The sequence below is a fragment of the Nocardia sp. SYP-A9097 genome (assembly GCF_009649815.1).
Taxonomy (GTDB): domain Bacteria; phylum Actinomycetota; class Actinomycetes; order Mycobacteriales; family Mycobacteriaceae; genus Nocardia.
Genome location: NZ_WJIC01000035.1, coordinates 52,379 through 68,101, shown reverse-complemented (window position 1 = coordinate 68,101; position 15,723 = coordinate 52,379). Strand labels below are relative to the sequence as shown.

At 63.7% G+C, this 15,723-nt stretch carries 5 protein-coding genes; all 5 read right to left on the bottom strand.

What is annotated here, in order from left to right:
- Nucleotides 1-672: 672 nt before the first annotated feature.
- The gene (locus GFY24_RS36425) at nt 673-7,323 is read right to left on the bottom strand and encodes a DUF3320 domain-containing protein (protein WP_153809663.1); all 6,651 of its coding nucleotides are present in this window, start codon (nt 7,321-7,323) and stop codon (nt 673-675) included.
- A gap of 276 nt (nt 7,324-7,599) precedes the next feature.
- Nucleotides 7,600-9,114 (bottom strand): serine/threonine-protein kinase, encoded by a 1,515-nt coding sequence (locus tag GFY24_RS36420; protein ID WP_153809662.1) that lies wholly within the window; start codon nt 9,112-9,114, stop codon nt 7,600-7,602.
- 30 nt (nt 9,115-9,144) lie between these two features.
- A complete protein-coding gene (gene drmC, locus GFY24_RS36415) occupies nt 9,145-9,861 on the bottom strand; it encodes a DISARM system phospholipase D-like protein DrmC (RefSeq protein WP_309231767.1) in 717 nt (238 codons plus the stop codon).
- Nucleotides 9,858-11,762 carry a DUF1998 domain-containing protein gene (drmB, locus tag GFY24_RS36410; protein WP_153809661.1) on the bottom strand — a complete coding sequence of 635 codons (1,905 nt, stop codon included), beginning with the start codon at nt 11,760-11,762 and terminating at the stop codon, nt 9,858-9,860. Before drmB ends, drmC begins: the two co-directional genes overlap by 4 nt.
- The gene (gene drmA, locus GFY24_RS36405) at nt 11,762-15,562 is read right to left on the bottom strand and encodes a DISARM system helicase DrmA (RefSeq protein WP_153809660.1); all 3,801 of its coding nucleotides are present in this window, start codon (nt 15,560-15,562) and stop codon (nt 11,762-11,764) included. Before drmA ends, drmB begins: the two co-directional genes overlap by 1 nt.
- Nucleotides 15,563-15,723 lie beyond the last annotated feature (161 nt).

Below are 15,723 nucleotides of genomic sequence, written 5' to 3'. Positions count from 1 at the left end.
TCGACCACCGCCCACAGCTCGTCGGGCACCAGGCGCAGCGACAACTCGTCGGTCACGGCCGAACATCATGCAGCACAACCCATCACGACACGCCAGAAACCAAATTCGACGACGTGAGACGCCGTCTTAACTGCGTTTCCTATAGGCAAAGTATATTAAGCGCGGCGTTGGTCAACCTTATTCAAAGGAGAATCGCCCGCCTCGAGGCCGAGTTCGGCGAGCATCTGGCGCGCGGCGCTGGCGAGACATCGCCCGCCCGCGGACCAACTCGGCGGACGAGAAACTCCTCGGAGCGCTGCTCGAAATCCCAATCCTCAACGCCGACACCACGCAAGACATCGTCGGCACCACCGAGGCAGTACGTATCGAGCATGGGAAGGTTGACCGACGCGGGGATTCTCGAGCTTCTTTCGGAGAGTAAACGCAACCGCATCTGGGCCGCGACTGATGTGCTGGCGGAGCCGGACGCGTTGAGCGCGGCGATTGGGCGGCGGACGGTCGAGCACCTGCGACGGATGCAGACCTGGTGCCCCCTGGTTCGTCGCGAAGTCCAGGATGGTGAACGGCCATGGGGAGACTCCCAGCGGAATCCCTTATGCCGCAGGCAGAATCTGCACAGCAACATTGGGCGGCATGTCGGCCAAATAACGCACTTGCCCGACCATCAGACCCTCAGCCGATCGGTCCTCCAGAATCCCCACCGGTTCGAAGCCCGTGTTCCGAGTCGTCGAGAATTCCTGTGCGCACGAGTATGTCGATGTCGTCGGTGAGCGCGGCACGGATACCGGATTTCACGCGACTCCATCCGAATATGCCGGCGACTACGCGTAGTGCGTCTTCGCGTTGCATACCCGGTGTGTCGGCAATGGAAAGCCGCAAGGCCAGTTGGCGTTCCGTGGAAGGGATATCGCCCACGTTTCTGCTGTATCCGCCTGCGGGAGAGCGTACGGCGGTCAGTGAGTGCCCGGGGAGTGAATAGGCCGTAGCGCTCCGGCTGATGTGGTTCGCGTGTTCCAAAGCGTCGAGTGCGCCTCGGACCGCCGTTTGCACCGGGCCGGTGGCTCGCGTCAGGCCCCATGTCGATCGCACCCTCGCGATCACCACCTGTTCCTCGACCGGTCCCTCCTGGGTGACCACCTGCCGAACCACCTCGGCGATAACCGGTGTCGCAGCGGGATCGTTCAGGAGAACGCCGGGCACACCAAGGTTCCGTTCGACACGCCACCGCAAATCGACAAGTTCACGGTCGGTTGCCACTTCATAGGGACGGATCCACTCGGGCTGCTGCTCCTCTACCGTCACAAATTCAACTACGGCAGCACGGGATTCGGTCACGAAATCGGTTGCCAAGGCGTCGTGGCCTGACCGTTCCACCGAACGGTCAGGATGCGGGTCCACCGCGCAGGCCGATTCCACTGCCTCGATAAGGCGCGCTATCGCATCGGTGCGATAGCGATACCAGTCGGTGCCCCAGATGCGATGCAGCCGCCAGCCGAGTTCGCGAAGTACTCCTTCCCGCAACCGATCTCGGTCACGTGCCGCACGGGAGGAGTGGTACATGGCGCCGTCGCACTCGATGCCCAGTGCGTACGTGCCAGGCGCTTCGGGGTGACGTATCGCCATATCGATGCGGTATCCCGCCACTCCGACCTGAGGCTGCACAGCATAGCCGCGGTCACGCAGCACCGTGAGTACGTCCTCTTCGAATGGGCTCTCCGGCACGGCATTCGGATCACTGTCAGCCACGGCCAGCACCTGGGGACCCCGTTCGGCGAACATCAGATACCGCCGGAAGTGCGAGACACTGAGGTTGGCCGATTCCGGCAGATCACCGCCGTAGAAGGACGCGACCACCTCCATCCGCCGTCGCGCACGGGTAATGGCGACGTTCAATCGCCTTTCGCCACCTTTTCGATTGATCGGACCGAACTCCGAACGCAGTCGACCATGTTCGTCCGGACCGTAACCGACCGACAGGATGATCACATCACGCTCATCGCCCTGCACGGTCTCCAGGTTCTTGACGAAGAAGCCATCAAGCCGGTCCTCGACGAAGAAGTGGTCGAGCTCGGGACGGTCGGCGCACAGTTGGCGTACCGCATTCTCGATGGCCTCCGCTTGTGCCTTCGAGAAGGCGACAACGCCGAGCGTCAACTCGGGTCTGGTCAGTATGTGATGCAGGACTCGGCGCGCGACAGCGTCCGCTTCGCGCTGATTGTCCTTCCGCCTGCCTCGGTCATATACGCCATCCACTTTGATGAACTCGAGACCGATATCAGGACCGTTCTCATGCGCGCTGGGGAACGTCACCATCGAATTGCCATAGAAGGCGTTATTGCTGAAGGCGATCAGATGCTCGTGACGGCTGCGGTAGTGCCAGCGCAGGGACAGACTGCGCAAGACGCCACTGCCCTTACACAGATCCAGCACCGATTCGAAAGGCACAGCGGCGGTGTCGTTCTCATCCCACTCATCGTCACCGTCGTCGGTGCCGACACTGAAGAAGTCTGTGGGCGGCAACTGCTTCTGATCACCGGCGACAATGAGCGCGTCACCACGGTAGATGGAGTTGACCGCGTCCTGCGGCAGCACCTGCGAAGCCTCATCGAAGATGACCACGTCGAAACGGAAGTCCGAGGGCAGGAACTGGCTCACGGTGAGCGGGCTCATCATGAAGCACGGCTTGATACGCTGCGTCACTTCCCGGGTTCGGTCGAGAAGTTGGCGCACCGGCATATGTTTTGCCTTCTTCGCGGCCTCCGCGGTAATTATCTGTGCGGCACCGGTATTGGTTCGGCGTGGCCTTCGCTCGTTACAGGCGGCGATCACCGTCGCGTACGCCCCCTGGACCAGCTGTCGGTCCGCGTTACGGAAGCGCTCCACGAGCCGATTGCGGTCCGCGGCCGCGAAGTCTCCCAGCCGCGGGTCGGCGAGCTGACATTCGATCCATGCGGTCCGCACTGTTCGCTCGACCGCCGCCGGGAAATCTTTTGCGGCAGTACCGGTTCCAGCGAGCTGGGTGGGCAGTTCGGCCAGGCCGAACTCACGCAGGACACCGAGGGCGCGAACGTAGCGCTGCCAGCCCTCCGGACCGTGTTCATCCTCGATCAGGCGTGTCATCAACGCCTCCGCGGCGACATGCGAGCGCTCCAGGTCCCTGCGCACCGAAGTATTTCGCGGCGCTTCAAAGGAATCGGTCAACTCCGCACGCCACTGCTTCCACTCCGCAGCGGTGGTGGCGAACGATGGGTCCGGCGTGCCGTCCGACATCAGCCGTGCGGCGGCGGCCGACAGTGGTGAACGATTCCGGCCATTCACGGTCGCGCGCACCAGGTCAGCCCAATCGAGCGCGGAGCGGACTTCCTCCGGGACTGTGTCTATACGGCGGTAAAGGTCGCCGAGCAGTTCGCGCCAGAGATTATCCGATTCGTCGAAGGGCTCCTGCGCGGACCGGGCCGCGGCGACAGCGCGAACCGCGGTGCGCGCCTCCGTCAATGCGCAGTCCCTGTCGAGGATCCTCGCCACCGAATGCGTGTAATCGGCAGCATCCTCGAATGGTTCGACGTGCGCACGCAACCAGGCCGCCGCCTCACGCAGCGGCAGGGTCACGAGTGCCGGGCTCACCTTCGCCAGATCCTCGCCCCGGTTATGGGTTTCCCAGGTTTCCAGCTGGATTCGCACATCGGTGCTCGAGCGGGACAGATCAGCTCGGCGCGGGTTTTCCTCGGCGAGCACGTCCTGGAGCCGGGCGCGATGTTGATCGTCACCGAGTTCGTGTGCCGCACACCGCTTTACAGTGTGCGCGACATCCAGGGCCTCTCGCAGTGCGACTGTGTCGAGTTCAGCAGCATATGAGCCCAACAGCTCACGTTCGACGTCAGTGGCACTGCGACCCGCGCTCAACGCGCTGAGCGCATGGGCCAAAAGACTTGTGCTGGTGGTGGTTTCCGAGGATTTCAGCCTGTCGAGGTCCTGGAGCTCGGTATCGAGTCCGGCGTACCGGGTACCAAGTATCAGCCGGTCGGAATCCGCACCGGCACTGAAGATTCGAGTTGCCTCACGAGCTTCCCGGGCGGCATCTACCGCCGCCCGCCCCGTGCTCAACGTCTGCTCCGCTGCCACGCTCGAATCGAGCGCGCGTGCCTCGGCCACAACGTCCAGGAATGCGCCCGTCTGTCGAATCGGTTCGAGATGCGCCCGCAACCATTCGCTCACTTCCACCAGCGAACACCGCATCAGCGGGACCGCGAACTCGGCAAAGGGAGGCTGCTCCAGCTCGGACTGCCAGTCGACGAGACCAGCGCGCAGTTCGTCGGCGAGCTGTAGCGATTGTCCAACCGGCGTGCGGTCGTCGGCGAGCTGGGCGACTATCGTGGCGCGCCGAATCGGATCATCGACGACCTCGGACGCGAGCGCGTGGATGAGTTCGGCGTGCGCACACGCCGAGCGCAGACCCTCGACATCGGGCAGTTCCGATCCGGCGTAACGACCGAGGAGTTCAGCGTTGTCTCGCGCCAGAACGTGTAGGCGAGTATGAGCGGCGTGCCATGCGGCCGCGAGCTGGACCTGCTCGTAAAGCTCACGCTTCCATGTCCCCGAGACTGTCGTCGCGGCAATAACCTTTCGAGCGTTTCGAATTCGGCGTGACATCAGGCCACCGATACCCCGCGCCCCGGCGAGGAGGTCGGCCACGGCGTCGGGGACTGCCTCGGCGTGGACCAGTTCGGGTTGGAAGAAGTCCGCGGCCGCCTCTCGCGCAGTCTCCAATTCCACTGCGGCAGTGGTTATCGCCGCAGTCAGATCACGAACTTCACCCATCGCTGCCGGATCGAACCAGGTATCCAGTGCACGGTCGGCTCGTCTGGCCGATTCGGCCAATTCGATGAGATCGTGTGCCAGCGCGGTCGATCCGGGCGCAGCGCAACCCAATTGCGCGGCAAGGGCGGCGGCGGCCCGCGCCGCCGCGTCCACGACGGGTTGTAGCCGGTCGAAGCGAGCGCCATATTCACGAATCCGACCACGCGCCACCGGTGTGAGATCCATACCCGCAGGCATCAGACGAGCGAGCGCGCTCTCCGCCGGGGAGGGCTCGGCGTCGAGATCGACGGAAAACTCCGCCCAGTGTGGACCAGCCGCGTTCGATGCCGACACTCGCGCGGCCCGTGCCGTGTCACGCCTGGTCAGAAATTCGGCCAGACGATCCGCGAGCACACTGATCGCGGCTTGCTCAGCGGCTTTCGCACCCCAGACGGTAAGCCAAGCTGCCGGAGGCCGGTGTTCGGCCGCTGCCGCATCGAGCAGATCGCAAAGCTTCCGCACAGCGACCATATCCAGGGGTTCATATAGACCGATCTGGTCCGACAGGTCGGCGGCCATGGCTGCCAGGCTGTCGAGATGGTCTGCGATCGAAGTGAATTCGCTGCCAACTCGCCGCGCCCGCGCCGCCGTGTACGCGGCTGGTTCCAGCCCCGGCGGAACCATATGCCGCAGAGCGCGTTCGGTGTCGGGGATACCGGCGGTCAGGCGCGTCGGAAGATCCTCCCAATTCTCGCCTGCGGCGGCCCCGGCCGCGCTACGCGCCTTCCGGACGCCGCGCAACTGTGCGATGAACTTGTCGACCTGCGATGTCAGATCGGCGAACCTCGCTGTCGTCAACCATGATTCGGGAGTGCCCCGGCGTGTGGACAACAATCCGACCAGCTTCTCGATCCGATCGGTCCCGGCGTCGTCGCGCACCGGACCATTCGCGGTGAGATCCCGGTATCGTTCGAGCGATACCTCCAACTGGCACAGCGCTTCCCGTGCTCCCTCAACGATGAACCGCGCATCATCGGCATCCGGGCGGAGACCGCGCCACGGATGGCCCTTGTCAACAGCGCAGGACCACACCTGGGCAATGGATTCCGCAGCGTGCAGGATCGCGCTCAGGTCCTTGCGGGTGAGGTTCTCCGGCCGGAACTCCCGCTCGTTGCGCAGCAGGTCGTAGGCCAGCGGCGCGGAATTGAGCAGTCCCGCCGCACCCATCTCGTCATGCAGGGTGGCTCCGAGCGGGCCGCGTACCGCGTTCATCGCGTCCGCGTACGCGCTCAACGATTCCCGCGCGTCACGAACAGCGGATATCTCGTACTCCGACAGCCGCGCCGCGTGCGGCGCCTCGCGCAGTGCGTCGCCGAGTTTCTTGGCGACCACTCGTCGGCTGGTGTTGTGACTGTGTATCGGTAGCGCGTAGGAGTCCAATCCCGTTGACCGCAACCGATCCAGCACCACATCCAGCGCCGCGGCCTTCTCCGAAACGAACAGCACGGTCTTTCCCACGTGCAGCAGTCCCGCGATCATATTTGCGATCGTCTGACTCTTACCCGTTCCCGGCGGACCATCCAGCACGAACGACTCCCCGCCCACCGCGGCGGCCACAGCTTGCCGCTGGGAAGCATCGGCGTCGAGAATCAGCGGGGACCGCTCAGGCGGACTGAGTTCGTCGACCCGGTCGATATCGATCTCCTCGAAATCGAAACTGTCCGAAGCCAATCCGGAACGTGGACCGAGCGCCACGGCACGCACGAGATCGCTCGACACGATCCGATCCTGGTTCTCGAGCAGGTCCTTGTACATAATCTCTTTGTGAGAGGCGAACTGCCCCACCACAACCCGGTCCGAGAGCGTCCAGCCGGGCTTGTGCGCGATCGCCCGCCGAGCCGCCGCCAATACCTCCGATAGGTCCGTCGGCTCCTGAGCTACGACATCGGACCAATCGATATGGAACTGTTCGAGTTTGACGCCGAGCGCCGGGTTGTGGCGGGGGTCGTCGTCGGGGTTGATCCGCAACCGATACTCGCCCTTGTTGGTCAGATCGATGACCACCGGGATCAGGATCAGCGGTGCGTCATTGGCACTCTGCGCACCGTCCTCACCCCAGCGCAGCATGCCCACACCGACCTGGAGAGTCCACAGACCGTAATCGAGGAACATGGCCGAGGCTTTGGTCCGCAAGTTACGCAGTGCGCGATGCAACTCCGGAGCCGTGACCTTGTCCGTCACGATATCGGGACCACTGTAGTCCCGCATCCGCCGTGGCGTTTCACCGTCCGCAACCGCGGTATCCGGAAGCTTCGCGAATCCCAATCCGCCAGTTAGTCTTTCGACGAACTCCACAGCGGCCGGAGCAGAGACCTCCAGAGTCGCCGACTTCGTATGCCGGAAGTTCAAGAGCCGGTTGCGCCCGCTCAGATCGATCAGTGAGGATCGCCAGCGGGACAGGACCTCCTTCACCGGATCCGGTTCACTGGCACCACCCGAAGTCCGCGACGATCTCACTTCAGCCATGCTCCCCACACTTCGCACCTTGACACGACCAAACGCTTCCGACAATCGGCGACACCACTTCGCGGCCGATCATCGACGGCCCCGAACAACCGGTCTTGATCACAATATTCTCTATCAGTATCAGTCGGCGAGGGCCGGCGTTACTCGAGATCCTTATTCGTGAGATACGGGAGCGACCAGTCGGTTTTCATTCACTGCAGGTCGAGTTCAGCTCTGACGGAACTCTTTTCACCGGACACACGGATTCCACAAATCAAGAAGCACCGGCGGCCTCCTTCAGAGCTTCCGATTCATCCGCTCGAGATCATTCGTCAGCAGCCGGGTCCGGCTGTGTTCGGGACCGAGCTCGTGGCTGACATCAGCGATCAGCTCTTCGAGTGCGTCAATGGCCTCGGGGGTGCGACCCAACCCGTCCAAGAGCAAGCTGATTTGGTGGCGCAGGTCGTAGGTCCGGTTGTCCGATGCGCCGAATACACGATCCATGTCAACGGCCAAATCCTGTAGTTTGGCGAGCCCGAGGTTCGGCTGCGATGCGCATACCAGGCAATCCGCCTCGCGTCGACGGATATTCAGGACACGTTCGTCGTCCTTGCCGTCACGCTTCGTCAGATCGCCGACCAACACGGCGAAGGCATCCGCAGCCTCGGCGTACCTGCCGTTGCCGAACATGAGATCGGCCGCGTCGAGGCGAACCTCGAGTACATCGGCATGGTCAGAGCCCATGGACATCGCGGCCTGGCAAGCAGTATCCAGGAGCAGATCGATCGCCTCGCCCGCTTGCGCCGATCGCGCGAGTCCCGTTGCCCGCCTCCGCATCCGGTCAAGATCGCCGCGGGTGAATCTGGCGGCGGGAGTGGCCTCAGATGACGAGTCGGCGAGGACACCGGCATACATTCGAGCAGCGGTGAGCTCGGAGCCGATCGCGCCGGGGAGGGCGGTCAATCCCGTCGCATGCGGCAGCAGTCGGCGGTATACCTCCAGCGCGCCGGCGGGACGGTCGTCGGGCGCTTTGGCCAGCAATTGCCGCACCAGCTCTTCGATGTCCTGCGGAACGTCGGCGCGGAAGGCCCGAAGCGATTCGGGGATCTCGAGGACGTGCCCCCTCATGGTGTCGGCGTAGGACCGAGTATCGAAAAGCGGTGCGCCCGCGATCATTCGGTATAGAACGAGCCCGAGGGCGTAGAGGTCGGTTGCGGGGCCCACTTCACTGCCGTCGCCGAACTGCTCGGGAGCCATGTACAACCACGTACCCACGGGTACCCCGGTCATGCTGATCTTCGATTGCGACGGGTCGCCCAGAGCGGTGGCCAGGCCGAAATCCAGGACCTTGACGAAACCATCCGAGGTGACCATCAGATTGCCGGGTTTGAGGTCCCGGTGAATCACGCTGAATTGGTGAGCATGGTGCAGGACGGCGCAGATCTGGGCCGCGATCGCGACGGCCCAGCCGATAGGGAGCGGATGATAGGAGGCGACCAAATCGTCCACGTTCCAACCGTCGACATACTGCATGGCCATGTAGAGCTGACCGTGCAGCGGGTGAGCGGCTTCGGAGATCAGACCCTGCCCGTAAACAGCCGGAACACCTGGATGATCAAGCCGTGCGGTCAGTTTGCCCTCCCGCAGGAAACGCCGAACCACCTCATCGTCTCCGATGTGCTTCTGATGAATGAGCTTGATCGCGACCTGCCGATCCAGCACGGTGTCGGTGCCCCGGTACACCTCACCCATGCCACCGCAGCCCAACGGCTCGTCCAGCCGGTATCGCTCCCCGATCACCAATCCGCGCACAGGATCTATCTCATCGCACCGGGGCGGATGTCACAACAATCGTTCCAGCACTCCTGTCGATTTGAGAGCCATGAGATGTTCCGCGGCACGCTGCGGCGCGGTTCCACCCTGAATCAGCAACCCTGCCTCAATGTTGTGCCCGACACCGGACTGCGTCAGGTTGGCGCTCGACACGAGCAGCTCCCGTCGGTCGGCTACCGCGAGTTTCGCATGCATCTTGGCCCCTTTCTCCCGCGAGCCGGATGGCCAATGCCACAGCTCGACACCGGTGCCCGCAAAGGCGAGGGCGGGTTCGTCACCGCCGATCGCACCCGCGGCCCCTTGCAGCGTTTCCACGACGACGACGGTCCGTACTTTGCGGCGAACCGCCCGAGCGAGCGAATCACGTAGGTGCTCATGCTGTTTGGCCGAATATGTCGTCAGCAGCAATTCTTTTCCCACCCGCTCGATCAGCTCGATGAGAACCTGCGCGGTGGACCGTACCGGGACACCGTGGACCGACGGCCCGCTCCACACCGACTCCACCCGCAGCTCGGGATGATCCAGACCAGCCGCGAAGCCTCGTAAGTACGCGGCGGCCTCCCTCGGTGCATGATCGGCCGTCGCGTCCAGAATCGTCCGAGCCTCGTTCACGAATCCGGCAGCGGCATCGATCATCGCCACAGGTTCCGCGCCACCGGCGAGCAATTCGGCGAGCTTACGAAGCCGAGACGGTCCGAGCCGCCCTGCGGCCTCCTCCAGTTTCACGGCAGATCCGGGAACAAGGCTAGTTCCGGATGGTCGCCAAGTGGCACAACGAACCGCCGGTCGAGGAACTTATTGCCCCTTTCGCAGGTGGTCTCGGAGACGAAAAGGCAAATGTGACAGGCGGCTCCGTGCAGGATGTCGGAGTCCTTGATCGGCAGCCGCTCCGCGCACAGCGGATCGGAAGAACAGTTCCGGGCATCCTGCAACGCCCGGCGCGTCAAACGCACGAGTTGGTCCGGTTCGGCCAGGGACACCAGCCCGCCAAGGGTACCTTCCGAGTCGGGGACAGCGGTGTAGATGAGGATTCCGCTGCGCGGGCCGTCGTCGGAGTCAGCGGAGTAGATTCTTTCCGACAACGATGCGGAGCCGTAGCCGCATTCGAGTGCGATCGTACGAATCAGCAAGTGGGACAGGGTGTGCAGCGCATAGAAACGCATACCCGGCCAATTGGCCATGGGATCGAACGGCCCGACGATCCGGTCCGAGTACCGATCCCTCCGATAGAAGCCATACGCTTCCTGATGCCTCGCCATGGCTTCCGAACCTTGAACCCGTTGCTCCCAATCGCGCAGCAGATCCTCGGGCAGCTTGAAGAACAACCCCTCGCCGCGCACCTCGCTGGCGGGAATCCAATCAGATTTACCGCGGGACATCGGAGCCATCGGAACCAGTTTCCGATCCTCAGGGTCAGGCGCGTCCAGGCGCGTGAATCCAATGAGCGCCCGCACTTCCCGCAAACGCTCGGCTTGAATCACATCGTCGTAGATTCCGGACAGCGGCTTCGGTACGCCATCCACATCCCGATACAGGGCAAAGTCTGAATTCGGGTCGGGCAGTTGCTCTCCGGAGAACACCTGCCATTCCGCCTCCTTCAGATCAACACCGGAGTCGTCCGACTCTTCGGCGACCGCACCCACGAGTTCAGCCCGGTGCCGCTCAACCGCCTGCGCGATCTGCTCATCGGTCCAGTCGAGGAGTTCCTTGAAGGCGGGGACTTGGCTCCGACCATAGGGATACATCGCCGGTTGCAGTGGTTCCAGTGCGGCCCAATGCTTTTCGACCAACGCATCGAGCACGCTGCCCGCCAGTGGCGGAACGGCCAGCCCCGAAAGGGTCTCGGCGAACCACTGATTGGACGCGCCGACAACAATGACCTTGGGCTCTTTGACGCAGCCGCGTGGTTCGAAAATGGCCAGGTGCGGATGGCGGGCACGACACGGCGGCAGATTCTCCTGACCGCGGGCTCCCATCGCATCACGAATATTGCGCTCGGCCGAACAGTTCAAACAGGTGATCTTCACGTCCGCTCCGAGGTTGCCGCCGCGGTCCTCCATCTGGAGCCTGGGGTACGCGACCTGCGGACAAGACGCACCCTGATGCACGAACTCCCGGTACGGAAATTCATCCAAATGCCCATTGGTGCAAGACAATACGAATCGCGCGGTGACCGCGAGCGGCCGCGCCGTGCCCTTCTTGGCACACTTCGCGTGCACGAAGCGCGCCTCGTGCGGTCGGCGCGCATTGATATTCTGGAACTCGAAAGCGTGCCCGCTCAACGGGGCGAGCAGATTGCAATAGGTGCACCGGAACCATCCGGGAAACGGTGTGACCGGCACGCCGACCGTAGACGCGGGCCCCTTGGGATCGCTGTCCATGCCTTCGAGCCACGGCGCGGGCTGTAAGTCCTTGACACCCTTGCCCAGGATCCGCTGTACCGCGTCCAGGACGCGCGGCTCCACAATCGGCATCTGCGGCGTCTTGCGCAGATCCCAGTCGTCCAGACCTTTCACCAATACCGCGAAGTTCGGCAGATCCACCAGAGCACCCACCCCGGTGGTGAACATCAGGTGACTCGGACGGACACTGCCGACCCGCCTGAAGTATTCGAAGTTGTCGGCCATCAGTTGGTCTCCTCGGCGTCTTCCTCATCCGACCGTGACGCGAAGTACCAGTCGGGTTCGCCGTACAACGGCGCGAACAGAGCTTCCTTGCGCGGGAACAGCAGATTGATCTCGTTCTCGGTCTCCCGCATGGACATTCCAACCGTCATGGTTCCCCAGACGCCGCTGCCCGCGGGTTCGATCAGTCCCCGCAACTGCTGCCTGTTCCAGGTTCCGTCGGTGTAGCCGAGCCGCACCGACGGGTGGGTTTGGCCCTCGGATCCGGCCCAGCGGTCGTTGATCACCTTGAGCTGCTCCTCGAGGTAAGAGCGGCCGCGCTGGCCGTCCACCGCCTCGGCGCGGGCGAGCATGCGACCTACGATCTGCTGCACTCCCTGCCCGCCGAGATCGACGTCGAAGGCGTCGGGGTTGCGCGAATGTGCTTCCACCGCATTGCGAATGGCGGCCACGAACATGCCGGCAGCGCCCCGATCGATGGAGCGGCGGGTGTACGGGGTCACCGACAGAGCTTCGACCTGACGGTAGAAGGTGGCGTGGTAATGCTCGAAGTCCTCGTAATGGGCCAGATCGCGCGGGCGGGACCAGTTGTACAGGGTCACAACCAATCCGGGCCGCGCGGCGTCACGGCCGACCCGGGAGGACGCCTGGATGTACTCGGCGGTGTTCTTCGGTTGACCGGTCATCACCATCAATCCGAACCGGGGGACGTCCACGCCCACTTGCAGCATCGACGTGGCCAGCACCGCGTCCACTGGCCGTAGGCCGTCCCGCTCACGCTGTCCGAAGCGCTGCGCGATCTCGTGGGCGGGTTCAACCTTCTCGTTCGACTTGGCCGCCCGCTGGTCTTTGAAGAATCGGGCGTATTCGGCGGGTGCGTCACGGCGGCGCGAGGAGGTGTCGAGGTCGGGATGGAACTCGTACTCGAGTCGTTTCAACACATCGCTGATATCGCCGGAGGAGATGCGGGAGGTGAGTTCCTGAATGGACAGCATCGACGACTTGGTGTGCAACCGGTCCGACATGCCGGTGTGCCGACTGCCCCGGCGCACTCTGGTGGTCACATCGTCGTCCAGATAACGCCGCATTCCCGCCAACTCACGGGTGGCATTGAAATACCCGACCGTCGTCATATACGGGTCGGCGGGCGCGCCGAAGCGGTCGAAGAGCGTCTGGCCCGCGATCAAAAGGATTTCAGCGAGCCGGATCTCGGCCGATTTCATTCGGACACCGTGTGCGCACAGTCCCAGGTAACGGCGGCCGGGATCATCCTTGGTGACGGTCATTTGCTCGGAGAAGAATGTGTCGGCGACATTGAGCACCTGAGGCGGGAATACTGCGAGCTCACGCGCGAACACACCGCGCACCTGTTCTCTGGCTCGTTTGGTGGTAGCCGTCGACGCGACGACCTTCGGTGCGGTGAGTGCGTCTCCGAAACGCCAGGTCGTCAGCTCCGCGACGGCCGATTCGAACAGACCGATCGTGGTGCCGAGAGCGCCTGAGATCAAATGCAATTCGTCCTGAATGATCAGGTCCGGCGGCCGCAGCCGCACCACCGGCGCCGCCGTGACACTCGGCAGCGTGTGCGTCTTGCGATGCCTGCTGGCGCACGCGGTGCGCGTGTCCATATCCTCATGGCGATACCCATGCCGTGGACAGCGGGAGGCGACGCGCCCGAACAACATGCCCGCCTGGCCTTTCCACGGCAGCTGAGCGAGCTTGTCGACAGTTGCGATCACCAGGCTGGGAGCCAGGCGATAGATCTCCTCGTCGATGGTGATGATCGGCAGTCCTTCGACCGGCGAGTTCTTTCGCGAGAACGGGCATGCGGCAGCACCTTCGGCCTGCGGGCAGTAGAGCAGGATCCGCCGGCGATCCTCATCGACATGCAGATCCCGCTGCGCGACGAGTTGGCTGCCACACCACGGACAACTCAGTGTCTGCAATACGTTGGCGCGCCGCCCATTCGCGGAATCTCGGGCCTCGATGACCTGTTCCTTCGCGCCCTCGAACCAGTTGGGTGCGACGCTCTCCCCGACCCAGAGGCCGATCCGGAACGGCTCCGCACCCCAGGTCGCGGAGTCGCGGCGACGAATCACCTCGGCGGCGCAGACCAGCGCGGCCGCGCGCTGGAACTGCTGGGCGGTCAACAAGCGCAAGGTGTATCGCATGAGCACCGCGACACCGGCGAGCCCGTCGCGGACGTCCACGCCCGTACCAAGCACACCTTGCAGGCGACGAATCGCGAAGGTGTACGCGGTCAGACCCAGATAGGCCTCGGTCTTACCACCACCGGTGGGGAAGAACAGCAGATCCACCAGGGCGGTGTGATCGGCCGCCCGCTCCGGATGGCCCGGATCGGTGAGCGAGGGCAGATTCAGCAGGACGAAGGCGAGCTGAAATGGCCGCCAACTGGCGGCTGCCGCACCCTTCGCGTCGATCTGTGCCTTGGCTTCGGGGTAACCAAACCCCTTCTCCCGCAGTGGGGCCAGTGCGGTGTTGCGGCGCTGGGACGCCATCGCCTCATTGGCGAAACGGAAGGCGGCGAGCGCGTGGGCGTGCCGCGGCTGAGTGGGGTCAGTGAGCAGTTGCACGCCGTCGGCGATCCGGCGGCAGGCGGTGCGGGCGTCGTTGATCGCATTGCGGCCGACGGCTTTCAACGCCTCCGGCAGGCCGTCGATCTCCTTTTCGCGCAGATTCAGCCAGGCCGCGTAGCCGGCGATGAGCGGCAGCAGCCCCTTTGCCAGCGCCTGCGGTTCCGCCTCGGCAAGCTTGTCCATCGACAGTTCGACATCGGCCATAGCGGTGCCGGGTCCGGACGGCGCGACGGTCGCGGGCACGTTGTAGACCGGCGTCCACATGGTGGTCAGCCGATGCGCGACACGCTCGTCCTCTCGAATATCGGCGTGCACCGCGATATTCCGGCCGGCCGCGTAGCGGCGCTCATGCCGGTAAAGCAGTCGCAGGTGCAATTCCTCCAGATCGCCCTCGATCGCCTTGAGCTCGTCTTCGGGATCATCGATCGGAAGGAAGACTGCCCGGATTCCATCGAGCGCGGTCACCGTCAACTGTGACTGGAAGATCCACGCGGTGTCCTTGAGGCCAGCCGGCTCGGCCTGGCCGTTCACCAATACGAGCTCCACGACCCGGCGGCCATCGCGAGACCGGACCGCCACCGTCAGATGAATGCCCGGATCGTCGGGATGCTTGGCGGTCAAGGGCATCGCGTAGGTAGGTTCGGCGTCGAGCCGAATCTCGAGTTCGTATTCGATTGGCTCCCTTACCCATACCGTCGAAGTCCGCCCCTTGTCGTCCACCTGTTCCGCCGGGTGGTAGCAACCCCATTGGGCATTGACAAGGACGGCATCGACATCGGCGGGAACACAGAACGACAACCCCATCGACGACGCCCAGATCCGGCCCAGCGCCTGCGCGGAGACGATCTCTGGAAGCCCCTGCTCGAACGGATCGCCGGTTACGCCCGTCTCGTCGCTGGGCGCCTCGTCGGACCGCTGCCCCACCGAGTCGATACGATGCTTGGGTCCCAGCAAACCCACGACATATCGCTCCCGCGGTCCCCGGCGTCGCTCCTCGGTCGGACCGTCCCACGGCCCCAGCAGGTCATCGATGACCAGTTTCTGCAGTTCGTCCCGGACCTCGTAGGAGCCACCCGGCTCGAACTGCTGGGGAACATCCAAAGGATGGACGGCTTCCCCTCCCCCACCCGACAGGTCGAAAACCTGCTGTTTCGGCTGACCGGTGTCGAACAGCTCAGCCTGATCGTCGTTTACCGGTGGCGTCATCGAATCTCCTTGTCGCACACGCAAATTACTTGCCCCCGAACCTATGCGAACCAGATTAACCCCACCCACCGACAGTTCACAGGATTAAGCATGTGAACTGGATATACAGATAGGCGGACAGAGATCCATTCGCCGTTTCAAAGTACGAGTCGCCCAGGTCA